Annotated in this window: 21 protein-coding genes; 5 read left to right on the top strand and 16 right to left on the bottom strand. The window is 70.9% G+C overall.

Going from position 1 to position 21,530, the window contains the following annotated elements; translation table 11 throughout:
- Positions 1 to 14: 14 nt before the first annotated feature.
- Positions 15 to 815 carry a cyclase family protein gene (locus AC07DF_RS15395; RefSeq protein ID WP_478970775.1) on the bottom strand — a complete coding sequence of 267 codons (801 nt, stop codon included), beginning with the start codon at positions 813 to 815 and terminating at the stop codon, positions 15 to 17.
- A gap of 149 nt (positions 816 to 964) precedes the next feature.
- On the opposite strand from AC07DF_RS15395, the gene AC07DF_RS15390 reads away from it, so the two are divergent.
- Positions 965 to 1,378 carry a nuclear transport factor 2 family protein gene (locus AC07DF_RS15390; protein ID WP_478970773.1) on the top strand — a complete coding sequence of 138 codons (414 nt, stop codon included), beginning with the start codon at positions 965 to 967 and terminating at the stop codon, positions 1,376 to 1,378.
- A gap of 55 nt (positions 1,379 to 1,433) precedes the next feature.
- On the top strand, positions 1,434 to 2,165 hold the full coding sequence (locus tag AC07DF_RS15385) for an SDR family NAD(P)-dependent oxidoreductase (protein WP_478971000.1): 732 nt from the start codon (positions 1,434 to 1,436) through the stop codon (positions 2,163 to 2,165).
- A 276-nt stretch (positions 2,166 to 2,441) separates the two neighbouring features.
- On the opposite strand, the gene AC07DF_RS15380 is transcribed toward AC07DF_RS15385, so the two are convergent.
- Genes AC07DF_RS15380 through AC07DF_RS15360 form a run of 5 tightly spaced genes read right to left on the bottom strand, consistent with a single transcriptional unit; the run spans position 2,442 to position 8,535 of the window.
- Positions 2,442 to 3,800, bottom strand: coding sequence for a nuclear transport factor 2 family protein (locus tag AC07DF_RS15380; RefSeq protein WP_478970771.1), 1,359 nt, complete (start codon positions 3,798 to 3,800; stop codon positions 2,442 to 2,444).
- An 8-nt stretch (positions 3,801 to 3,808) separates the two neighbouring features.
- The gene (locus tag AC07DF_RS15375; RefSeq protein ID WP_478970769.1) at positions 3,809 to 4,594 is read right to left on the bottom strand and encodes an SDR family NAD(P)-dependent oxidoreductase; all 786 of its coding nucleotides are present in this window, start codon (positions 4,592 to 4,594) and stop codon (positions 3,809 to 3,811) included.
- A 16-nt stretch (positions 4,595 to 4,610) separates the two neighbouring features.
- The gene (rfbH, locus tag AC07DF_RS15370) at positions 4,611 to 5,912 is read right to left on the bottom strand and encodes a lipopolysaccharide biosynthesis protein RfbH (protein ID WP_478970767.1); all 1,302 of its coding nucleotides are present in this window, start codon (positions 5,910 to 5,912) and stop codon (positions 4,611 to 4,613) included.
- A gap of 11 nt (positions 5,913 to 5,923) precedes the next feature.
- Positions 5,924 to 7,210, bottom strand: coding sequence for an activator-dependent family glycosyltransferase (locus tag AC07DF_RS15365; protein ID WP_478970765.1), 1,287 nt, complete (start codon positions 7,208 to 7,210; stop codon positions 5,924 to 5,926).
- A complete protein-coding gene (locus tag AC07DF_RS15360; protein WP_478970763.1) occupies positions 7,207 to 8,535 on the bottom strand; it encodes a cytochrome P450 family protein in 1,329 nt (442 codons plus the stop codon). The genes AC07DF_RS15365 and AC07DF_RS15360 overlap by 4 nt, the downstream gene beginning before the upstream one ends.
- Positions 8,536 to 8,730: 195 nt before the next feature.
- Between AC07DF_RS15360 and AC07DF_RS15355 the strand changes: the two genes are divergently transcribed.
- Positions 8,731 to 9,738 carry a Gfo/Idh/MocA family protein gene (locus tag AC07DF_RS15355; protein WP_478970999.1) on the top strand — a complete coding sequence of 336 codons (1,008 nt, stop codon included), beginning with the start codon at positions 8,731 to 8,733 and terminating at the stop codon, positions 9,736 to 9,738.
- Between the two features lie 119 nt (positions 9,739 to 9,857).
- Here the strand turns inward: AC07DF_RS15355 and rdmE are convergent, their stop codons facing one another.
- Genes rdmE through AC07DF_RS15330 form a run of 5 tightly spaced genes read right to left on the bottom strand, consistent with a single transcriptional unit; the run spans position 9,858 to position 14,741 of the window.
- Positions 9,858 to 11,459 carry an aklavinone 12-hydroxylase RdmE gene (rdmE, locus tag AC07DF_RS15350; RefSeq protein WP_478970761.1) on the bottom strand — a complete coding sequence of 534 codons (1,602 nt, stop codon included), beginning with the start codon at positions 11,457 to 11,459 and terminating at the stop codon, positions 9,858 to 9,860.
- A gap of 44 nt (positions 11,460 to 11,503) precedes the next feature.
- A complete protein-coding gene (locus AC07DF_RS15345) occupies positions 11,504 to 12,217 on the bottom strand; it encodes a class I SAM-dependent methyltransferase (RefSeq protein WP_478970997.1) in 714 nt (237 codons plus the stop codon).
- Between the two features lie 32 nt (positions 12,218 to 12,249).
- Positions 12,250 to 13,146, bottom strand: a complete 897-nt coding sequence (gene rdmC / locus AC07DF_RS15340; RefSeq protein WP_478970759.1) for an anthracycline biosynthesis tailoring methylesterase RdmC — start codon at positions 13,144 to 13,146, stop codon at positions 12,250 to 12,252.
- A 4-nt stretch (positions 13,147 to 13,150) separates the two neighbouring features.
- The gene (locus AC07DF_RS15335; RefSeq protein ID WP_478970757.1) at positions 13,151 to 14,257 is read right to left on the bottom strand and encodes a methyltransferase; all 1,107 of its coding nucleotides are present in this window, start codon (positions 14,255 to 14,257) and stop codon (positions 13,151 to 13,153) included.
- Positions 14,258 to 14,303: 46 nt separating this feature from the next.
- Positions 14,304 to 14,741: an ester cyclase gene (locus tag AC07DF_RS15330; protein ID WP_261681994.1), complete on the bottom strand. Its 438-nt coding sequence runs from the start codon at positions 14,739 to 14,741 to the stop codon at positions 14,304 to 14,306.
- Positions 14,742 to 14,928: 187 nt separating this feature from the next.
- Between AC07DF_RS15330 and AC07DF_RS15325 the strand changes: the two genes are divergently transcribed.
- Positions 14,929 to 15,786, top strand: coding sequence for a class I SAM-dependent methyltransferase (locus AC07DF_RS15325; RefSeq protein WP_478970755.1), 858 nt, complete (start codon positions 14,929 to 14,931; stop codon positions 15,784 to 15,786).
- A 56-nt stretch (positions 15,787 to 15,842) separates the two neighbouring features.
- Here AC07DF_RS15325 and AC07DF_RS15320 read toward each other — a convergent pair whose 3' ends face one another.
- Positions 15,843 to 16,562, bottom strand: coding sequence for an AfsR/SARP family transcriptional regulator (locus tag AC07DF_RS15320; RefSeq protein ID WP_229845503.1), 720 nt, complete (start codon positions 16,560 to 16,562; stop codon positions 15,843 to 15,845).
- Between the two features lie 322 nt (positions 16,563 to 16,884).
- Positions 16,885 to 17,139, bottom strand: a complete 255-nt coding sequence (locus AC07DF_RS15315; protein WP_478970752.1) for an acyl carrier protein — start codon at positions 17,137 to 17,139, stop codon at positions 16,885 to 16,887.
- Positions 17,140 to 17,389: 250 nt separating this feature from the next.
- On the opposite strand from AC07DF_RS15315, the gene rfbA reads away from it, so the two are divergent.
- On the top strand, positions 17,390 to 18,265 hold the full coding sequence (gene rfbA / locus AC07DF_RS15310) for a glucose-1-phosphate thymidylyltransferase RfbA (RefSeq protein ID WP_478970750.1): 876 nt from the start codon (positions 17,390 to 17,392) through the stop codon (positions 18,263 to 18,265).
- A 106-nt stretch (positions 18,266 to 18,371) separates the two neighbouring features.
- On the opposite strand, the gene AC07DF_RS15305 is transcribed toward rfbA, so the two are convergent.
- The 3 genes from AC07DF_RS15305 to AC07DF_RS15295 form a co-directional block, all read right to left on the bottom strand.
- The gene (locus AC07DF_RS15305; protein ID WP_478970748.1) at positions 18,372 to 19,226 is read right to left on the bottom strand and encodes an aldo/keto reductase; all 855 of its coding nucleotides are present in this window, start codon (positions 19,224 to 19,226) and stop codon (positions 18,372 to 18,374) included.
- Positions 19,227 to 19,263: 37 nt separating this feature from the next.
- A complete protein-coding gene (locus AC07DF_RS15300; protein ID WP_478970746.1) occupies positions 19,264 to 20,874 on the bottom strand; it encodes an FAD-binding oxidoreductase in 1,611 nt (536 codons plus the stop codon).
- A 181-nt stretch (positions 20,875 to 21,055) separates the two neighbouring features.
- A complete protein-coding gene (locus AC07DF_RS15295) occupies positions 21,056 to 21,505 on the bottom strand; it encodes a nitroreductase family deazaflavin-dependent oxidoreductase (protein ID WP_454362527.1) in 450 nt (149 codons plus the stop codon).
- Positions 21,506 to 21,530: the final 25 nt, after the last annotated feature.

Here is a 21,530-nt window from a genome sequence, read left to right as displayed (position 1 = left end):
GGTTTCTCCTCGGGTCAGGGGCTGGTCAGGGGGGCCTGGTCGTCGACGAGGGCGACCGCGCGCGCCCAGCCGGCCCCGGCGCCGGCGACCTTCACCGGGAAGCAGGCCACCTGGAAGCCGTACGGTGCGGGCAGCTCCTCGAGGCCCGCGAGCCGCTCGATCTGGCAGTACTCCCGGTGGCGTCCGGCGACATGGGCCGGCCAGAGCACGGCGGGGTCCCCGGTCCGCCGGTACTCGGCGATGATCGTGGTGAACGGCGCGTCCAGGCTGAACGCGTCGGTGCCGACGACCCGGATGCCCTCGTCGAGCAGGAAGGCGATGGCGCTCGCGTCGAGACCGACGAAGTCGGTGAAGTACCGGCTCGTGCCGGACCACGCGGAGGCGCCGGTGTGCAGGAGCACGATGTCGGACGGGGCGAGCGTGTAGCCGATCCGGTCGAGCTCCTTGCGCAGGTCCGCCGCGTCGACCACGCCGGCCTCGCGGCCCCGGACGTCCAGGACGACCCCGGGCGCGAGGAACCACTCCAGCGGCATCGCGTCGATGTGCCGGGGCACGCCGGTGCCGTACGTCGTGCGGGAGCCGTAGTGCGAGGGCGCGTCGACGTGCGTGCCGGTGTGGGTGGTCAGACTCAGCCGGTCCAGCGAGAGGAACTCACCGTCGGGCAGGTCGTCGGGGTCGAACTCGATGTCGAAGTGGCGCCGCATCTCGTCGCGCATGTGCAGCGCGCCCTCGCGTGGGGACATCACCTCGTGGACCACGGGGTCCGGTTCGAACGAGCCGGCGTCCACCGGCGAGGACAGGTCAATGATGCGCACGGTCACCTCCTGGACGACCCGGCCAGCCTGGCCGCAGCCGCTCGGAAGGCATTGGAAGACCGCTCGACGACCGCACGGCCGTCTCGACCGGGAATCGACAGGGGTGCGCCAGGATCGGGCCCGGAGAACCGTCGCAGGGGAGGTTGTTCATGAACGACACCGAGATCGAGCAGTTCTACGCCCGCCACATGCAGCTGCTCGACGGCGGCGAGGCGGAGGCGTGGGCAGCCACGTTCACGCCCGACGCCGTCTTCAAGGCCCCGTCGATGACGGAGCCCGTCCGGGGCCGGGACGGCATCGCCGCGGGCGCGCGGGCGGCGGTCGAGGGGCGGGCCGCGGCCGGGGAGACGCACCGCCACTGGGTGACCATGACGACCGCCCGGGGCACCGGCGCCGGCGCCGGCACCGAGACCGTCTCGTACGTACAGATCCTGGCGACCCCGCGGGGCGGCGCCCCGCGCCTGGAGCTGTCCTGCGTGATGCGCGACCGGCTGGTCCGGCGGGACGGCGAACTGCTCGTGGCCGAGCGGCACATCACCCGGGACGACCGGCCGGCGGGCTGACCTCGACCCGGCTTCGAGGCCTCGCCCGTAGCGTCCCGGCATGACTCCTAGGACTGTGATCATCACTGGTGGCGGCACCGGAATCGGCCGTGCGACGGCCCGCCGCTTCGCCGGGCAGGGAGACCGTGTCCTGGTCGTGGGCCGCACCGCCGCCGCCCTCGACGAGACGGCCGAGGGCCACGACGGCATCCGCACCCTGGTGGCGGACATCACCGAGCCGGGGGCCGGCGAAACGGTGGTGGAGGCCGCGCTGCAGGCATTCGGGCGGGTGGACGTGCTGGTCAACAACGCCGGGACCGGCACGTTCGCGCCGCTCGCCAAACTCGACCGGGCCGCGACCGAGCAGCAGGTCGCCGTCAACCTGATCGCCCCGGCCTTCGTCGCGCAGGCCGCGCTGGAGGCACTGGAGGCGACCGGCGGCACCATCGTCAACGTCAGCTCGGCCGGTTCTCTCGGCATCCAGGGGTTCCCCGACAACTCGGTCTACTGGGCGACGAAGGCGGCGCTGAACCACTTCACCCGCACCTGGGCCGTGGAGCTGGCGCCGCGCGGTATCCGGGTGGTGTCGGTCGCCCCGGGCGTGACCGACACCGGCATCGGTGAGCGTGTCGGCATGTCCGCCGAGCAGTACCAGGGGTTCCTCGGTCAGCTCGCCGAGCGGATCCCGCTGGGGCGGGTCGCCAGGCCCGAGGACGTGGCCTGGTGGATCACCACGCTGGCCGACCCCGAGGGCCGCTACATGACGGGCGCGGTCGTCCCGGTCGACGGCGGCCTCTCCCTCACCTGACCACTCCCCCGCCCGACGGCACGACGGGCCGGGCGGCACGGGGTGACACCTAGGGCCCGGACCGCAAGGCCTGCCGGGCCCCACGTGTCGGGACCGGAGCCAGGCCGCACTCCGCCGGGCCGGGCGGAGTCCGGGCCGCCGCCACGTGCCGCTCGAGCACCGTGGTCCCGCCGCCCGGACGGCGGGCCGCCAGGCCGCATGGAAGGCCGACCGCACACCAACGGGCCGCACCTGCAACCGGTGCGGCCCGTCGACGTGTGTGCCCGGGGCGGCGGCTCAGACGCCGTCGTGCTCCACCCTGCGGTGGCGCACCAGCCAGCCGTCGCCGTGCGGGACCAGTTCGTCCTCGCACACCGCGCTCAGGTGCAGCCTGGCCGGCCCACCCGCCGGGGTGACCAGGACCTGTGCGTAGCAGCGGGTGTTCAGGGAGCCGTCGGGGCCGGGCACGACGGTGAGCATGGAGAAGACGTGCCGCCGTTGTTCCGGTGTGTCCACCGTGCGCTCCAGGTTGCGGCGTACGGCGGCGGCGACGGCGTCCCGGCCGCGCAGGGGCTCGGGGACGATGTTCTGCGCGAAGACGCCGTCCTCGGTGAACGTCCGCGCCCACTCCTCGGCCCGCCGCTCGTCGAGGAGCCGCATCTGCCGGGCGTAGAACTGCTGCACGGCGACATACGTCTCGGCGGGGACCGGCTCGGTGCCGCGCAGCCGCTCGGCGTGGCCGGCCGCGCACCGCAGCGTCGTGAGGCTGTTGCGGCCGAGGGCGTCCCGGATCATGGTGCGGGCGGCGGCCACGTCCGCCTGCGGACCCAGGACGCTCGTCACCGCTTCCGGCGCGATCCGCACGGTGTGCCGGGAGGTGACCGTGCAGCCCTTGTCGTCCTCCTCGAAGATCCACTCGCCGGTGTGGGCGGCCATCAGCGCGGGGGTCTGAATCTGCTTGTAGACGATCCGCTCGGCCGGAAAGCAGACGCGCACCGAACGGGTGGTGTGGGTCGCGCCGTCGGCGGTGAGCGTGTCCATCTCCAGGATCTGCTCGTTCGGAGTGTCCTCGGTGAGGACGACCCGGGCGACGTGCGGCAGCCGCTCCGTCCAGCGGTCGGCCGCGCGGATGAACTCGTAGGCGTCCTTCGCGGAGCCGTCGACGCGCACGCTGTCGTCGAACGTGAAGGTGAGCTCCGGGTCAGCGTCCTCCACACCCCGGCGCAGGGCCTCCAGTTCGGACGCGGTGTTGGTGTCGATGGCCCGGCGGATCCACTCGACGTGCTCGGGGGCGTCGTCGACGGCGGTGAAGGTGTGGGTGAACCGCACCCGGGTCCCCTGGTCGCCGAGCGGCTCGAGCAGCCACTCGCCGCTCATGCTCCGCACCGGCGCCCGCGACTCCTCCTGCCGGAACGCCACCCGCAGTCCGGCGCGGTCCAGTTCGCGGCGCGAGGTCCAGCACTTGACCTCGTCGTTGGCCGTCGCCCAGATCCTCAGCCGCTCCTGCCGGTCGTCGCCCTCCAGGCGCTCGACGTGCACGCTCGGCGGGAAGTGCACGGGCCAGCGGGAGGCCTCGGCGACCAGGTCGAACACCGCCCCGGCCGGGGCACGCACCTCGATCTCGTGGACGGTGGTGTGCACGGTCTCGTCCGACATGGCTCTCCTCAGTAGTTTCCCAGCCCGCCGCAGACGTTGATCGCCTGCGCGGTGACGGACGATGCCGCGTCGGTCAGCAGATAGCCGACCATGCCCGCAACCTCGTCGGGCGTGGTGTAGCGGCCGAGCGGGATCTTGGCCTGGAACCGGTCGAGCACCTCCTCCTCGGAGGTCTCCCAGGCGGCGGCGTAGCCCTGCCTGACCCGTACCGCCATGGGCGTCTCCACATAGCCGGGGCACACCGCGTTGACCGTGATCCCGGACTTGGCCAGTTCCAGGCCGAGGGCCTTGGTGAAGCCGACGACGCCGTGCTTGGAGGCGGAGTAGGGGGCGCCCAGCACCACGCCCTGCTTGCCTCCGGTGGAGGCGATGTTGACGACCCGGCCCCAGCTCCCCTCCCGCATACGGCCGGTGGTCAGGGCGGCACGGGTGACGCGGAAGACGCTGTCCAGGTTGGTGGCCATCACGTCGTCCCACAGCTCGTCGGCGATGGTGTGCGTCTGGCCTCCGCCGCTGCGGCCGGCGTTGTTGACGAGCACCTCGACGGGCCCGTAGCGCTCCACCGCCGCGTCCATCAGCGCCTCGATGCTCGCCACGTCCCGTACGTCGCAGACGGCGCCGTCCACGTCGTGGCCCTCGGCGCGCAGCTCCTTGACCGTGAGCGCGACCCGGTCGGCGTCCCGGGCGCAGAGGAACACGCGGTGGCCGACGGCGGCCAGGGACCGGGTGACGGCGAGGCCGATCCCACTGGTGGCGCCGGTGACGACGGCGACCCGGCTGGTTGGTGTGGCCATGGTGGACATCGTCCGATCAGCCCTCTCGCGTGCAGAACTCGGTGATGGACTCGACGACGTAGTCGAGCATTTCTTTGGTGAGCCCCGGATAGACGCCGATCCAGAAGGTGTCCTCCGTGACGGTGTCGCAGTTGACCAGCTCGTCCACGATCCGGTAGCGCACGTCCTGGTAGGCGGGATGGCGGGTGATGTTCCCGCCGAACAGCCGGCGGGTGCCGATCCTGCGGCCCTCCAGGAAGTCGACCAGGTCCCTGCGGGTGAAGCCCGCGTCGGGCAGCACGGTCAGGGCGAAGCCGAACCAGCTCGGGTCGCTGCCCGGGGTGGCCCGCGGCAGCAGCAGTCCGGGCACATCGGCCAGGCCGTCGCGCAGCCGCTGCCAGTTGTGCCGGCGGGCCGCGCCGAAGTCGTCGACCTTCTTCAACTGGCTGAGCGCCAGGGCTCCTTGGAGGTCGGTTGCCTTCAGGTTGTAGCCGACGTGGGAGAAGATGTACTTGTGGTCGTAGCCGGCCGGGAGGGTGCCCATCTGGTAGTCGAACCGCTTCAGGCAGGTGTTGTCCGTGCCCGGTTCGCACCAGCAGTCCCGGCCCCAGTCGCGCATCGACTCGACGATCCGGGCCAGTTCCAGACTCGCCGTGAGGACACAGCCGCCCTCGCCTGCGGTGATGTGGTGGGCGGGGTAGAAGCTCACGGTCGACAGGTCGCCGAAGGTGCCGGTGAGCCTGCCCCCGTAGGTGGAGCCGACGGCGTCGCAGTTGTCCTCGATGAAGAACAGGTCGTGCTTGCGGGCCAGTTCCGCGACCTCGGCGACGGGGAACGGGTTGCCCAGGGCGTGCGCGATCATGATGAGCCTGGTGCGCGGGGAGATCGCCGCCTCGATCTGGGCCAGGGAGGCGTTGTAGGTGCCCAGTTCCACGTCCACGAAGACCGGTGTCAGGCCGTTCTGGACGAGCGGGTTGATGGTGGTCGGGAAGCCGGCGCCGACCGTGATGGCCTCGTCGCCGGGGCGCAGCCGCAGGTCCTTCAGCTTCGGCGAGGTGAGCGCGCTGACCGCCAGCAGGTTGGCCGACGATCCCGAGTTCACCATGTGGGCCTTGCGCAGCCGGAAGTAGCGGGCGAACTCGCTCTCGAACTTCCGGGTGCGCACCCCGGCGGCGATCCGCATCTCCAGCGCCGCCTCGACCAGGGCGTTCCGGTCCTCCTCGTCGAGGACCGCCCCCGAGGACAGGATCGGCGTGACCCCGGGTTCGAACCCGCGCGGTTCCTGTTCCTTGTGGTACTTGCGCGCCAGTTCCAGCACCAGCGCCTTGGTGTCCGTCACGTCTGGATCCCTCACCCTCGGTCGTGGACTGAGCCGTTCGTGCCGTGCTCGGCGACCAGCCGTTCCAGCACCGGAACGACCTCGTTGGGGCTGGGCACGGCGAGCAGTTCCTCCTGGAGCCGGCGGGCGCCCTGCGCGAACGACGGCTCACTGACCAGCCGCTGGACCTGCTTGCGCAGGACGTCCGGAAGCAGGTCGCCGCTCGGCACGCACAGGCCGGCGCCGATGTCCTCGAGTCCGCGCCCCATGACCTCGGTGTCCCAGCCGAAGGCCAGGATGAGCTGGGGCACGGCGTGCAGTTCGGCCGTCGCCTTGGTGCCGACACCGCCGTGGTGCACGATCGCGTCGCACGTGGGCAGCAGGTCGTTGAGCGGGACGAAGTCGACCAGGCGTACGTTGTCCGGCAGGTCCCCCGCGGCCTCGCGGGTCGCCTCGTCGACGGTCGCGACGATCTCCGCGTCCAGCTCCGCGAGGTGGGCCAGCAGCTCGGCCATGTCGACGCCGACGTCGGAGGCCGAGGAGCCGAGCGTCACACAGACGCGGCTGCGCCCGGGTTCGGCCCGCAGCCAGTCCGGCACCACCGCCGGGCCGTTGTACGGCACGTGGCGCACCTGCACGGTCGGCAGTTTCAGGTCGAGCTGGGTGCTGGGCGGTGTGGTGTTGACCGTCCACTGCCCGGTGACCATGTCCTCGTCGAACCCGGCGTCGGATCCCAGCCGCCGCAGAGTGCGCTCCAGCCACTCGGCGGTGGGGTCCTCGCGGTGCTCCGGCTCCTGCTCAGCGGCCAGCCGCAGGAACTCCTTGCGGGCCCGCACGCTGATGTCGGGGCCCGAGACCAGCCGGCAGTGCGCCGCGCCCGTCACCCGGGCCGCGATGGCCCCGGCGAGGGTGAAGGTCTCCCAGACGACGAGGTCGGGCTGCCAGGAGCGGGCGAAGTCCACGAGGGCGTCGACCATGGTGTCGTTGTTGAGCGCGCCGTAGAGCGTGGGCACCATGATGTTCTCCAGTGCCAGCAACTGCTCGTAGTCCCAGGGGTGTTCGCCCCGGGCGGCGTAGTCGAAGCCCTGGACGTGGGCCGAGGCCTCGTCGTGGAGCTTGCCGAGCAGCCCGAGGTCCTCCAGGGCGCCGAGCGACCACTCCACGGGGACGGCGGTCAGCCCCGTACCGGTGATGACGTCGGTCAGCTCGGGCTGGCTGGCGATGCGCACCTCGTGGCCGGCGGTGCGCAGCGCCCACGCGAGCGGTACGAGCGGGTAGTAGTGGGTGTGGTGGGCCAGTGAGGTGAACAGAACCCTCATCGCGTCTCCTCCTCGCCGAGTCGGGCCGGCAGCCTGACCAGGCGCCGGGTCAGGGGCGCCCGGCGCACGCGCACCGGCTCGCCGTCCGGCCGCGGCACCGGGACCCGCGCGGCCAGCGCCACCAGCGCGTGCCCGGCGAGCGCCCGCGCGGCCGGGAGCAGGGTTGCGCAGGCGGCCACGGGAAGGGCGGTGGAGGCACCGGGGGTCTTGGTGGTGTCGCCGGGCGCGGCGATCGCGCCGGTCGCGGTGGTGCCCGCGGCCGCGGCGGCCTCCGTGCCGCCGAGGGCTCCGCCGGTGGCGGTGGTTCCGGCGGCCCCGGCGGCCTCCGTGATGCCGGGAGCCCCGGCGGTTTCGGTGAGGGCGGCGGCCCCGCCGGTCCCGGCGGTGGTGGTCGTGACGGCGGTGACGGTGTCGCCCGCTTCGATGCGGGTGCCTGCCACCTCCGTCGCGGTCAGGGCCACCAAGGGGCACGCCCGCCATGGCGGCCGGTGGTACAGGACCTCGTCGACCAGCCGGGCCGCGTGCGCGGGGTCCGAGCGCAGCGGCTCCCACTCGCCGGGCCGGTCGAGGACCCTGCGCAGCGCGTCGCCGAGCAGGTCGGCCGCGGCCCGGGCCCCGGCCACCGCGAGCACCAGGTCCGCCTCCGCGTGGGCGCGCCCGGCGAAGAGTTCCCGGAGTCCGCGCACGCCCGCCGCCAGCCGCCGCGTCGTCTCCTGCGTCTGCGGGCAGAGCAGCGCGTCCACGGCCGGGGCCGCCGCGGCGAGGTCGGCGGCGAACGCCGCGCGCCGCTCCTCGGGGACGTCCAGGAGCGCGGCGAACCCGGCCGCGGTCAGCGGCTCGGCGAAGTCCGCCACCAGGTCGACCGGGCCAGGGCCGAGCCGGGCCGCGGCCTGTCCGGCCAGCTCCCGCAATGATCCGGCCCGCTTCCCCACGGCCCTCGTCCCGCCCCGCCGCGCCAGGTCCCGGGCGAGTTCCGTCGTGCGCTGTCGCTCCGCTTCGGGCAGCCATGCCTCCGCCTGCGGCACCGCGGCGGACACCGCCGGTTCCGCGCCGGCGGACAGCTCCCGCAGCGCCGCGGGGCCGGTGACGACCCAGGTGTCGAGCCGGCTGCGCCACACCGGCCCCCGCTCCGCGATCGCCGCGAGGGTTCCGCCCGCGTCGTCCGTCCCGTCCGTGCCGTCCTCGCCGATCTCGAATCCCCGTACCAGCCGGGCGTACGGGTCACCCGCCCCCGGTACGAACGGCTCCGCGTTGATCGCGTAGAGCCACTGTGCCGCGTGGACGAGTTGCAGTTCGCGCCCCAGGGCATTCGTCGCCGCCGTCACCCCGCCACCTCCGTCATCCGATTACCTCGGCAAGGTACGGGGCCGTATTAGAAGAACACTCGAACTGCCGTTTTCCGTATCCACCGTTCCTCAAGCAGTGCTTGATCCCCCGGTCGTACGGTGGGGAACCCACTGGACTCCCGCAAGGTGATGAGGATCCCTATGCCAGAGCACCGTCAGCAACGGGCGCTCCGAATGGGCGTGATCGGCACGGCGAACATCGCGATACGCCGGATCATGCCCGTGCTCGCCGCGCATGACCACGTCGACCTCGTGGCTGTGGCCAGCCGGGACAAGGACCGGGCCGAGCGGGTGGGGGCGGTTTTCGGCTGCCGTGGCGTGGGCGATTACGAGGCACTCGTCGAGCGGGACGACCTTGACGCCGTCTATATTCCGCTGCCGCCCGGCATGCATCACGAGTGGGCGCTGCGGGCTTTGCGTTCGGGAAAGCACGTGCTGGTCGAGAAACCGATGTCGGACACGTACGAGAAAACTCTCGAGCTGATGTCGACCGCTTCGGAACTCGGGCTCGTGCTCGCCGAGAACTTCATGTTCCTGCACCATTCCCAGCACGCGGCGGTACGCGCGATGCTCGACGAGTCCGTGGGGGAACTGCGGCTGTTCTCGGGCTCGTTCGCGGTGCCGCCGCTGGCTCCGGACTCGTTCCGGTACCAGCCGGCCCTGGGCGGAGGCGCGCTGCTCGACGTCGGGGTCTATCCCCTGCGCGCGGCCCAGCTGTACCTCACCGGGGAACTCGATGTCCTCGGGGCGTGTCTGCGCGTCGACGAGGCGACCGGGGCCGATGTGGCGGGCAGTGTGCTGCTGAGCGACGACCGGGGGGTGACGGCCCAGCTGGACTTCGGCTTCGAGCACTCCTACCGGTCGACCTACGCGCTGTGGGGCAACCGGGGCCGGGTGAGCGTCCGGCGCGCCTTCACGCCCCCCGAGCAGCTCAAGCCGGTGGTCAGGATCGAGCAGCAGGACGTGACGACGGAGCGGTCGCTGCCCGAGGACAACCAGGTCTTCAACGCGATGGACGCCTTCGTCCGAGCGGCCCTCACGGGCACCGGCCCCTTGGCCGACACGTCGGCGATCCAACGCCAGGCCCTGCTCGTCGACCGCGTCCGCCGAGCGGCCAAACTCATCGGCGACCCCAAGTCCCGCCCGCATGACGCCTTGGCGCGGAACACAGGGCTCAGCTGAAGGCACCTAGGGGCGCGGGGAACTGCGCGAACAGCCCCCACTGCCCGCAGCCGCCTGCCCGCACCCGCCAACGACACCGCGCCCCGCCAAATCATCCGGCGGGGCGCGAAGCCATTCCTTCAGCGGTCAAGAACCCGACGCAGAACCCCCTCAAGCGTCGCCCCCGCATCAACCGCCGCCTCATCACAACGCCAAGCCACGATCCCGTCCGGCCGCACCAGACTCGCCCCCGCCTTCCCGATGCCATAACGCTCGGACACCAGGTTCTCGGCGTCGGTCAGCCCCGCCCCGACCCGGTACGCCCTCACCGGCACCCCCAGCTCCACCGAGACCGCCTCCGCCGCCGCGACCCAGTCCGACCCGAGCTCCCCGGCCAGCAACGTCCAGCCGTCGCCGAACAGTTCGACCGTCGAGAGCCGCTCCCCGTGAAGCGCCACCGGCACATGCGGCCCGCGGAAACCGGGACGCCCGCTCGGCGTCATCGGGTTCTCCACCCGCGCCGGGTCGTCGTCCGTGGCCAGCACCGCCGAGGACCGGTAGCGGAACCCGAGCAGCGTCTCGGGGTACCCCACCGACTTGTCCCACACATCCGCCATGTGCGGCGCCATCCGCTGCGCGTAGATCGCCAGCGCCTCGGCGACGACCAGCTCCGCGGCGATCTTGCGCTCGTCCTCGTACGTACCGAGGAGGCCCGCCCCGGCCTGCCCCTGCAGCACCGCCGCCAGCTTCCAGGCCAGGTCGAAGCCGTCGGCGACGGCCGCGTTGCCGCTCATGCCCCCGGTCGGCGGGGTGACCTTCGCCGCGTCACCGACCAGGAACACCCGCCCCTCGCGCCAGCGTTCGGCGATCCGGGCCGCCATCTCCCAGCCCTGGATGTCGACCAGCTCGGGCTTCACCTCGGGGGCGTCCAGGGCGAGGCCGATGAGTTCGACACAGCGCTCCGGTGTGAAGTCCTCGGGGCTCTCGCCCTTGCCGGGGTCGTACTCGACGAAGAGGGTGTGCCGGTCGGGCCGGTCCGTGGGCCCGAACGTGCCCGTGAACTCCGGGTGGTGGAGGTAGTACCAGCCGGTCGTGCCCGGCTCCATGATCCCGGAGAGGTCCGCGTCGAAGATGACCCCGACCATGTGGGTCAGCGTGCCGTGCCCGTACCGCCCGATGCCCAGCGACTCCCGTACCAGGCTGCGGTTGCCGTCGGCGCCCACGAGGTACCCGGCGCGCAGGTCGTACTCGCCGTCCGGCCCCGCCAGCCGGGCCGTCACACCGGCGCCGTCGGCGGCCTGGCGGAACGACAGCAGCCGGGTGTCGAAGCGGATGGCGCCGCCGTGCTTCTTCGCCTGCGCGAGCAGGATCGGCTCCAGCTTGTCCTGGGAGAGCATCGCCCAGCCGGCCGGCGTGCACGGCTCGGTGGCGGCCACCATGTCGTCGAAGCTCTCCGAGACGGTCCGCAGGATCTCGCCCCGCACGCTCTGGGCGAGCCGGATGACGAAGTCGCCCTGGTTGCCGCGGATGTCGTCGGCCCGGACCACCTCGTCCGCGACGCCCCCGATGCGCAGCAGCTCCATGGTCCGCGGGTTCTGCCCGGCGGCCCGCGGATAGGGCGAGAGGCCCGTCCTGCGCTCCACCACGAGCACGCGGACACCCTGCCGGGCGAGGAACATCGCCGTCGACAGGCCGCCGAGGCCCGCACCCACCACCAGAACATCGACCTCGTGGTCGTTCATGCCATACCTCTCTCGTCGTTTCTTGCGGGTTCCCGCCGCTCGGTTCACGCCCGGACGCCGACGAACAGGCCGCGGCCCGACGGCGCCTCGGGGAGGTACTCGACCGCGAAGCCGGCCTCCCGGAAGGCCTGTTCGTACTCGGCGCGGCTGAACAGGGAGATGATGTGGGTGTCGACGAAGTGCTGGGCTCCGGCGCCGGGTTCGGCGACCACGAAGTGCACGTCCATGTGCGAGGTACGGCCCCGGCGGGCGGAGTGCGAGACCCGGGAGACGGTGATGCCGTCGACGGTCACGATGTCGGCGGAGACATGGCCGTCGGCGAACGTCTCGTAGAACCACCACGGGTCGACCACGGCCACCCCGCCCGGCTCCAGATGCCGGGCGAACATCCGCAGTGCCTGGCCGAGTTCATCGACCGACGTCATATAGCCGATGGAGCCGAACATACAGGTCACGACGTCGAAGGTGGTGCCGAGGCGGAAGTCGCGCATATCGCCCGCGTGCACGGTCACCCCGGGCAGCGCGGCCCGGGCCTCCTCGGCCATCGGCTCCGACAGCTCCACTCCCTCGACGTGGGCGAAGAGGTCGGCGAAGTGCCGCAGATGCCCTCCGGTGCCGCACGCGACGTCGAGCAGCCGTCCGGCCCCCGGCCTGCTCCGCCGGGCCGCGGCGGCGACCGCCTCGGTCTCGGCCCGGTAGTCCTTGCCCCGCTCCCGGTGCACCAGGTCGTAGACCCGGGCGAGGTCCGCCCCGTACATCGTCTCTCCCGCGCGCTGCTCGTCCGCCACGGTCAGGCCGCCGAGCGGGTGTGGGCGAGGATGACCTCGGCGAGCGGCCCGTGGACCGAGGAGGGCAGGGCGTGCCCCATGCCCGGGATCTCCGCGAGGCGGGCGGTGGGTATGAGCCCGGCGAGGTGCTTGCCGTGCGGCGCGGGGGCGATCGGGTCGTGCTCGGCCTGGATGACCAGGGTCGGCACGGTGACGTCGCGCAGCTCGGCGGCCCGGGCCGGCGGCGGCAGGGTCAGTGAGTAGTGCGCGTACGGCTCGGTGAGCGCGCCGCCCGCGTGGTCGATCGCCCGTTCCTCCCATCGCGCGTACTCGGCGTCGTCGAACGGCACACCCGTGCCGGAGAGGATGCGCCACTTGCTCACGCGCTTGGCCACCTCGGCGGCCCGTCCCTCGGCCGGCTGGTTCATCAGGGCGAGCGCGTCCAGGAACGGCTGCTGGGGCCCGGGCAGGCCGTCCAGCGTGGGTTCGCCGCGCATCACGCGCTCGATGTTGGCGTCGAAGTCGATGTCGAGCCCGCCGCCCAGCATCATGGTCAGACTGCTCAGCCGGTCGTGGTGGTCGAGCGCGATGACCTGGGCGATGGTCGCCCCCATCGACAGGCCGACCACATGGGCCCGGTCGACGCCCCAGCCGTCGAGGACGGCGACCGCGTCGGCGGCCAGCTCGCCGAAGCCGTAGGGGTGCCCGTCGAAGTCGCGGGTGGTGGAGCGGCCGGTGTCGCGGTGGTCGTAGCGGATGACGTGGAGGCCGCCGTCGGCGAGCCGCCGGGCGAACTCGTCGGGCCAGCCGAGGGCGGAGAGGTTGCCGCCCATGACGAGCAGCAGCGCCGGGTCCGCCGGGTCACCGAAGTCGTCGCTCCACAGCTCGACGTCCCCGCTCGGCACGATGCGTTCGGACATGTGTCTACTCCTGTGCTGGGAGGGCCGGGGCCGCTTCCTCGGACACGGCCGTGAACTCGAGGATCGAGAAGTCGAACGGGAGGGTCGTGGAGCCGCTCGTGCGCTCCGAGGCCAGGGCGAGACCGGCCGGCGCGGCCAGGGCCACGACCTCGTCCCGGGTGCGCACCCGTCCCCCCATGAAGGTCAGCATCCGCAGGTCGAGCAGCGTGCTGAAGAACCGGTCGGCACCGTCCCCCTCGACGTCGGCACGGTCGAGGACCAGGATCCTGCCTCCCGGCTCCAGCGCCCTGACGCAGCCGCGCAGGATCGTCAGCGCGTCCTCGTCGGACCAGTTGAGCAGGACGAACGACAGCAGGACGACGTCGGCGGTGACGGGCAGCGGCTTGAAGAAGTCGCCCTCCGCCACCGTGACCCGGTCGGCCAGGCCGGCGTCCGCGAACCTGCGCCGGGCCCGCTCGGCGGGACCCGCGAGTTCGACCAGGGTGCCCCTCAGGTGCGGGGCCCGCTGAGCGATCGCCGCGAGCATGCCGCCGTTGCCGCCGCCCACGTCGAGGACGTGCCGGACCGCCGACCAGTCGTAGGCGTCGGCCGGGGCCTCGTAGGCCAGGTCCTCGTCGCAGGACATGAGCGCGTCGAAGGAGTCGGCCAGTGCCACGTCCGCCGAGAGGTCCTCCCAGAAGGGCCGCCCGTACCGCCCGGCGTAGGCGGGGCGGCCGGTGCGGACCACGTCGAGGAGCCCGGTGAAGGCCAGGTCGGCGTGGGAGACGGCCCCGTTCAGGTCCAGCCAGGCCCGCTGCTGGGCCGGGTGGCCGTCGGCGAGGAGCATCCCGAGCCGGGTCGGGCGCAGCGGCTGGTCCGGCTTCTCTCCGCCCTCCAGGACACCGACGACGGTCAGGTGCCTGACCAGGCGGGAGAGCGCCTGGGGGTGGGTGCCCGTACGGTCGGCCAGGGAGGCGACGGTGCCGGCTCCGGCCAGGAGGTGATCGACCAGGCAAAGCGTCGCGGCGACCCTCAGGGCCATCGGGGTCACCAGGTTGCCGAGGTTCTTCAGGAGTACGTCGAGGTCCTGGTCGGTCGGTTCCAGGGGTCCCCCGGGTGCGGAAGAGCTCACCGTGTTCCTTCCCTTGGGCGTCGGTGTGCCGGAACAAAGGCGCTGCTCAGGGGCGCCAGCCCTCCTCGGTGGGCCAGGGCTCGCCGAGCTGGCGGTAGGTGCCGAGGTAGTCGGGCCAGTCGCGGTGGTCGCGGATCTTTCCGTCGACGATCCGGATGAGGTGAATCTGTTCGCCGGAGAACTTCCGCCCGGTGGCGGGCATTCCTACGAGTTCGCCCACCTGACGTCCGTACAGGGCGAGTTTCGCCCGCACCCAGCTGCCATTCTCCTCGTAGCCGATCTCCTCCAGATGCGCGTCCTCGGAGAAAGTGAGCTTCAACCACTTCACCGCGAGTGCGAACGCCTCGGGACCGCGCAGTTCCGGCATGTGTTCCAGGGCTCCGGGATTGAGGTACTCCTCGTGGATGAACTCGGCGACGTCGTCCGTCTTTCCGGTGTTGTAGCTGTTCACCATGCGGCGAACAATGTCGATGCGATCGCTCACGGTCGGCACTCCTTGTCGGTCGTCGATGAGTTCATCCTGACTTCCGCGCCTCTTCGCAACAATCCTTTTCCGCACCGGCTCGACCCGTTGACAAGCCGGTTTCGAGCGGCCACCGAGCGCCTTCCGACCCACATTTCAGAGGGACGGGCCAGGGTGGTCGGGTCGGCTTTCGTCACCCGGAGGACCCATGGACAAGACGAAGTACAAATCGACGGTCACCGAGGCGTTCAACAATGCCGCGGCGACTTATGACCAGTTGGGCGTCGAGTTCTTCACACCGATGGGCCGGCGACTGGTGGAAAGGGCCGATCCGCAGCCCGGGCAGCGTGTTCTCGATGTGGGATGCGGGCGGGGCGCTTCCCTGTTCGTGGCGGCGGAGAAGGTGGGCCCCTCCGGCCATGTGCTGGGTATCGACATCGCGCCGGCCATGGTCGAGGAGGCCCGCCGTCAGGCCGGCACGCTCGGCACCCGGCACGTGGAGGTCCGGGTCATGGACGGCGAGCACCCGGACTTTCCGCCCGCCTCCTTCGACGTGGTGACCGGCAGTTACAGCCTGATCTTCCTGCCCGACGCGCCGGCCGCGCTCCCCCGGTACGCGGCCCTGCTGCGGCCGGGCGGCCGGATCGCCTTCACCAGCCCGGTCTTCACGGAGGACACCTTCCCCTTCCTGCCGCCCGTGTTCACGGACCTGATCCCCGAGCGCCTGCTGCGCAACCTTCCGGCCGACTGGCGGCCGGACGCGCTGAAGCGACGGTTCAACAGTTGGCTTCAGGACACCGGCGACCTGACCCGGACGATGGTCCGCGCCGGATTCGAGGACGTGGAGATCGCCGACGAACACATCGATCTGCGCGCGCCGGACGGCGAAACATGGGTGGACTGGTCCCACACGCAGGGAATGCGCTTGCTCTGGCAGCACCTCCCGGAGTACGAGAACCGGCAGCTGCGCCACCGTCTGACCACCGAGCTGGACCGGCTGCGCGGCGAGGGCCCGCTGCATCTGCCCACCCCGGTCAGGTTCGTCAGCGCGTCGATCGCGCACTGACCGCCCACGGAGCACGTGGAGCCCGGTCCGCCCCTCGGACAGGGCTCCACGTGGTGTCAGTAGACGCGCACCGCGCCCGAGGACGACATCCGCACGATGTCCCCGGTGGGCCTGCGGAGGTTGCCCTGCGCGTCGATCGACTCCGCGTTGAGGATGGAACGGTGCAGTTCCTGGGCCATCGGGCCGGGTTCGAGGCCGAGGTGGTTCACCAGGTTGACCCGCAGGCGCTGGAAGAGCTCCAGGGCCTGCGCCCGCCGGCCGTTGAGGTAGAGGGCCCGCATGTACTGGGCGTGCAGGCCCTCGTGGTACGGGTTGTCGGCCGTCAGGGCCGCGAGTTCGGTGAGGACCTCGCGGTACATGCCGAGCCGCAGCTGGGTGTCGACGAGATACTCCAGGACGACCAGCCGTGACTCCTCGAACTGCTGGCGCCGCCCTTCGAGGATCCGGCCGGCGACGACGTCCACGAGCGCGGGTCCGCGCCACAGCTGCAGCGCGCTGGAGAGGGTGGACAGCGCGGTGCTGTCGTCCCCCGACGACAGCGCCCGGCGTCCGTCCGAGACGAGCTGGTGGAACCGGTGGACGTCCAGATCCCCCTGGGTGGTGCGGAAGAGGTAGCCACCGGACCGGGTCACGAGGATCTCGGAGGCGACCTGACGGGCGGTCATTCCCGTCGCGGACGCCAGCAACTTGCGCAGGTTGAGGATGTAGGTCTGCAGCGTGGTCAGGCAGCTGACCGGAGGCTCCTCGTCCCAGAGTTCGCGTATCAGTGACGACACGGGTACCACCTGGTCGGCGTGCACCAGCAATGTGGCCAGAACGCTTCTCATCTTCGGTGCGCTCGGAGTGTGCAGATCACCCTCGACCTGCACGGAAAGTGGGCCTAAAACTCCTAGCTTCACGACGTTCCCCCATAGATCGCAGAAAGCTACTGGTCTACCGACCGTCAACGCCTCCGGCGGTTCACAAGTTCCCCACAGGGAGAACAGAATTTCGCCAGAAAGGAAAGCGCTGTCAGCGCCAGGATTTTCGTTGCGAGAGCAACAAAACAGGTTGCGCAATCAACAGCCGGACCGGGTTCCGCGGGTGCCGCCGAACGAATCAAGCCACCTTCAACAGGCTGTTGACAACGGCCATAAACCCGGCAGGGGTCGTCACTTCGGAAAGATCCCCTTCGGGGATCTCCACGTCGTACTCGCGCGAGACCCGGGCCGCGGTCTCCAGGAGGGCCAGCGAGTCGTACCCGAGGTCTGTGAATTCCATGTCAACTGCGTTTTCCGCGCTGGTTACGGACTCCTCTTCCCCCGCGCACTCGCGCAGGATGGCAAAGAGTTTCTCGCTCGTCAGTGCCGCCACGACAGTTCTTCCTCCCCTTGCGGTCGATACCTCTCGCTCTTTCGGGACCGTCAGGATCAACAACGGCCACGAAGTTCACCCTATGCAGATTCGGAAGGAACAGACTCGAGAACCGATCGAGCGGACTTGAACAGAAGGTGACCATGGCGCCCTCACCTCGTATCGCGGTCGATATCGGCGGGGCGATTGTTGTCGGCCGGGATACTTCCGGCCTACTGTCGCAGAGAATGCCCAGACTAAGGAGGAGCCAGTGAAAGGAATTGTGCTGGCAGGCGGCTATGGCAGCCGTTTACACCCGATCACCCTGGCTGTTTCGAAGCAGTTGCTTCCCGTCAACGACAAGCCGTTGATCTACTACCCTCTGTCGGCGCTGATGCTGGCCGACGTCCGGGACATCCTCATCATCGCCCTGCCCGGCGACATCCCTCAGCTGCGTCAACTGCTGGGCGACGGCAGCCACCTGGGGATCTCCCTCACCTACGCTGAGCAGCCCGTTCCCAACGGACTCGCGCAGGCGTTCCTCACCGGGGCCGACCACATCGGCGACGACTCGGTCGCCCTCGTCCTCGGCGACAACATCTTCCACGGAAACGGTTTCTACGATCTCCTGGACGTGCACTCCCGGGACATCGACGGCTGTGTCCTCTTCGGATATCCGGTCACCGATCCCGAGCGCTACGGCGTGGGCGAGGTCGACGAATCAGGCCGGCTCGTCTCCCTGGAGGAGAAGCCCGAAAAGCCCCGATCGAATCTCGCCATCACCGGGCTCTATCTCTACGACAACGACGTCGTGGAGATCGCTCGCGGAATACGCCCGTCGGCACGCGGCGAACTGGAAATCACCGACGTCAACCGGATCTATCTGGAACAGGGCCGGGCGAAACTCGTCACGTTCGGCCGCGGATTCGCCTGGCTCGACGCCGGCACTCCGCAGTCGCTGCTCCAGGCCGGCCAGTACGTCCAGACCCTGGAGGACCGGCAGGGCGTACGGATCGCCTGCCTGGAGGAAGTCGCCCTGCGCATGGGCTTCATCGACGCCGACGCCTGCCACCGGCTCGGGGCGAAACTGTCCCGGTCGGGGTACGGCGAGTACGTGATGGCGGTGGCGAGCGAAATGAGCGTCTGACCGCGCCGGGGCAACAGCCCCTGGACGGGGCCGGGGCCGGGGGCGGTGGCCCCCGGCCTGCTCGTTCCCCGGCTCCTCGTTCCCAGGATTCGCACTCTTCGGCTTCTCACTCCCCGTCGAGCAGGGTCAGCTGCTCGTCGTCGAGGGCGATGTCCGCCGACGCCATGTTGGCCCGCAGATGGGACAGGGAAGCCGTGCCCGGGATGGGCATCAGGACCGGTGAGCGGTGCAGCAGCCAGGCGAGTGCCACCTGCGTCGTAGTCGCACCCGTCTGCGCGGCGACCCGGGCGAGCGCGCTGTCCGGGGCCGGCCGGGCCGTACCGGCGAGCGGCTTCCAGGCGATGAAGGCGATGCCCTCCCGCTCGCAGTGGTCCAGCTCCTTCTCGTAACGCCGGTCGTAGAGGTTGTACTTGTTCTGCACGCTCACGACGCGTGCCACGCGCCGGGCCTGCTCGATCTGCTCCACCGTCACCTCGGAGAGCCCGATGTGGCGGATCTTCCCCTCGTCCTGGAGCTGCTTCAGCGCCCCGATCTGGTCCTCCAGCGGCACCTGGGGATCGACCCGGTGCAGCTGGAAGAGCTCGATGCGCTCGAGCCGCAGCCGGCGCAGGCTCAACTCGGCCTGCTGGCGCAGGTAGTCGGGCCGGCCCAGCACCCGCCACTGGTGGGGACCGGGCCGGACCTCACCCGCCTTGGTGGAGACGACCAGACCCGGCGCGTAGGGGTGGAGCGCCGACGCGAGCAGTTCCTCGTTCGCCCCGAGCCCGTAGACGTCGGCGGTGTCGATGAACGTCGCGCCGAGCTCCACCGCGCACCGTGCCACCTCGGCGGCCTTGTCCGGCCGGGCGGGCGGGCCCCAGTGGTGGGAGCCCGTGAGCCGGAGCGCCCCGAAGCCGAGCCGGCCCACGGTGAGGTCGCCTCCCAGGGTGATCTGTGTACCGAGGGCTCGGCCGGGTCGCACGGTGTCGGTTTCCTTTCAGCCGGGAGTCAGGAGGGGATCAGGGAAGCCGGACGGAGAGCGGGTGCTGGAAGACGCCGCGGGGGTCGTACTTCGCCTTGACCTTCTGCAGGCGGCGGTATCCGTCCTTGTAGTAGAGGGTGTGCCAGGGCACGTCCGAGGTGTTCCAGCGCGGATCGGCCAGGTCGGTGTCGGGATAGTTGATGTAGCAGCCGTCGTGCTCGTCGTTGGGCACGGGGACGCCGCCGGTGTCGCGGAACACGTCCCGGTACAGCTCGCGGATCCAGTTCAGGTGCACGTCGTCGAGGGCCGGATCCATCCAGGTGGCGGAGAACCACGCCTTGAGGATCGAGTCCCGCTGGGGCACCGCGGTGGCACCGGGCGCCACGGTGTTGACCTTCCCCCCGTACGAGTAGAGGTCGACGGCGCCCCAGCCCTCGAACGCGGGGTCGGTCAGGTGCTTGTGGACGGTCTTGATGCGCTCGGGCGTCCAGGTGCGCCTGAGGTAGGCGCTCTTCGACTTGTGGCGGTCGTAGCCGCCGGTGTCGAAGCGTGCCCCGAGGGTGGCCTGGAGCCAGAGGTCCTCGGCGTGCTCGATGGCCGGCTCGAGTCCGGTCCCCGCGTTGACGGCGTTGACGTACCGCTCGATCAGTTCCGCGGCGTCGGCGCGGCCGCCGTCGAAGCGGATGTCCAGGGAGATCGAGCCGATCGCGTGCGTGTTGAGGTGCAGGGTGCTGTAGAGGCTGCCGTACCGGGCGTCGGCGTGGTTCTGCTCGTACCACTTGCTGAAGTTGGTGACGAGCTTGGTGAACTTGGCCAGGTCGAGATCGGCCCACGACCAGGTCACAAAGGTGGAGCGGAGCCGGGTGGGCGGCTTGGGCAGCAGGCCCGAGGGGTCGTCGCCCGAGGCCCCGGGCGTACGGAACAGATAGCGGGTGACGATGCCGAAGTTGCCGCCGCCGCCCCCGGTGTGCGCCCACCAGAGATCGTGGTGGGGATCGTCCCGCTCGCGGGTGGCGGTGAGGGTGCGGGCCTTGCCGCTCGCATCCACCACCACGACCTCGACGCCGTACAGATGGTCGACGACGGTGCCGTCGCGGCGGGTCAGCGGCCCGTATCCGCCGCCGGCGACATGCCCGCCGGCACCGACCTGGGGGCAGACCCCGGCCGGCAGGGTCACGCCGTAGTCGTAGAACAGCGTGCGGTAGACCTCGCCCAGGGTGGCGGCGGGCTGCACGGCGAACGCCCGGTGCTCCTTGTCGAAGTAGACCGCGCGCATGGGCGAGGTGTCGATCAGCACACGGACGTCGCGGTGGTCGGCGAAGTTCTCGAAGCAGTGCCCGCCGCTGCGGACCGCGATCCGCTTCCCGGCCGCCACGGCGTCCGTGACGACCTGGTCGATCTGCCGGGGCGTGTGGACCACGTGCACGAGGTCCGGCGACCCGGTGAAGCGGGCGTTGAATCCCCTGGCGACCAGTTCGCCGTACCGGGGATCGGCGGCGGCGACCGTGGTGACCGGCGCCTCCGGCACACACACATTGGCCCTGGCCCGCGCGGCCTCGGCCGGTGCCGCGACGGCCCCCGTGGTGGCGACCGCCGCGGCACCCGCCCCTGTGGTTCTCAGAAATCCGCGGCGACTGAATCCGCCCATGACACACACCCAACCCTTCGATGAGAAACGAGTGGGTGGAACGGCGCGATGACGCGTCCCCCCTCACGGCACGGCCCCCTGCCGTCCGCGCGCGGGACCCGGTTCGACCGGGCCCCCGACCGACGCGCACTCCCCCGAGCATCGCCGTAGCCGCCTCCTCACCGGAGGCGTCGGACACCCGTCAATCCTGTGCGGGCCCCTGTGGCTCCAGCACGATGACGGGGATCTTCCGGTCGGTCTTCTTCCGGTAGCTCTTGTACTGCGGAAAAATCACGGTCATCGCCTCCCACAGGCGATCCCGTTCCCCCTCTTCCGCCTCCCTGGCGACCGCCTCGAACGTGTCCGCGGCCACCTGCACTCGCACCCGCGGCTCCGCCAGCAGGTTGAGGTACCAGTGAGGATGATGGTCGGATCCGCCGTTGGACCCGACGACGACGTAGTTGCCCTGATCCTCCCCGTAGATCAGTCCGGTCCGCCGCAGCGCCCCGGAGCTGCGGCCCCGTGTGGTCAGCAGCAGCGTCGGCTTTCCGTACCAGATGTGCCCGTTCGACCCCTCGCTGGCCACGTATCGACGCACATGCGTGGCGACCCAGCCGGTCGGGCTGTCGAGGACCTCGTCCTGTTCGTGCATGCACTCACTCCGTCCGTCGGTGGGC

This window comes from Streptomyces sp. NPDC044719 (genome assembly GCF_056433405.1).
The sequence above is the reverse complement of the archived record's forward strand: the minus strand, read 5'-3'. Positions and strand labels throughout refer to the sequence as shown.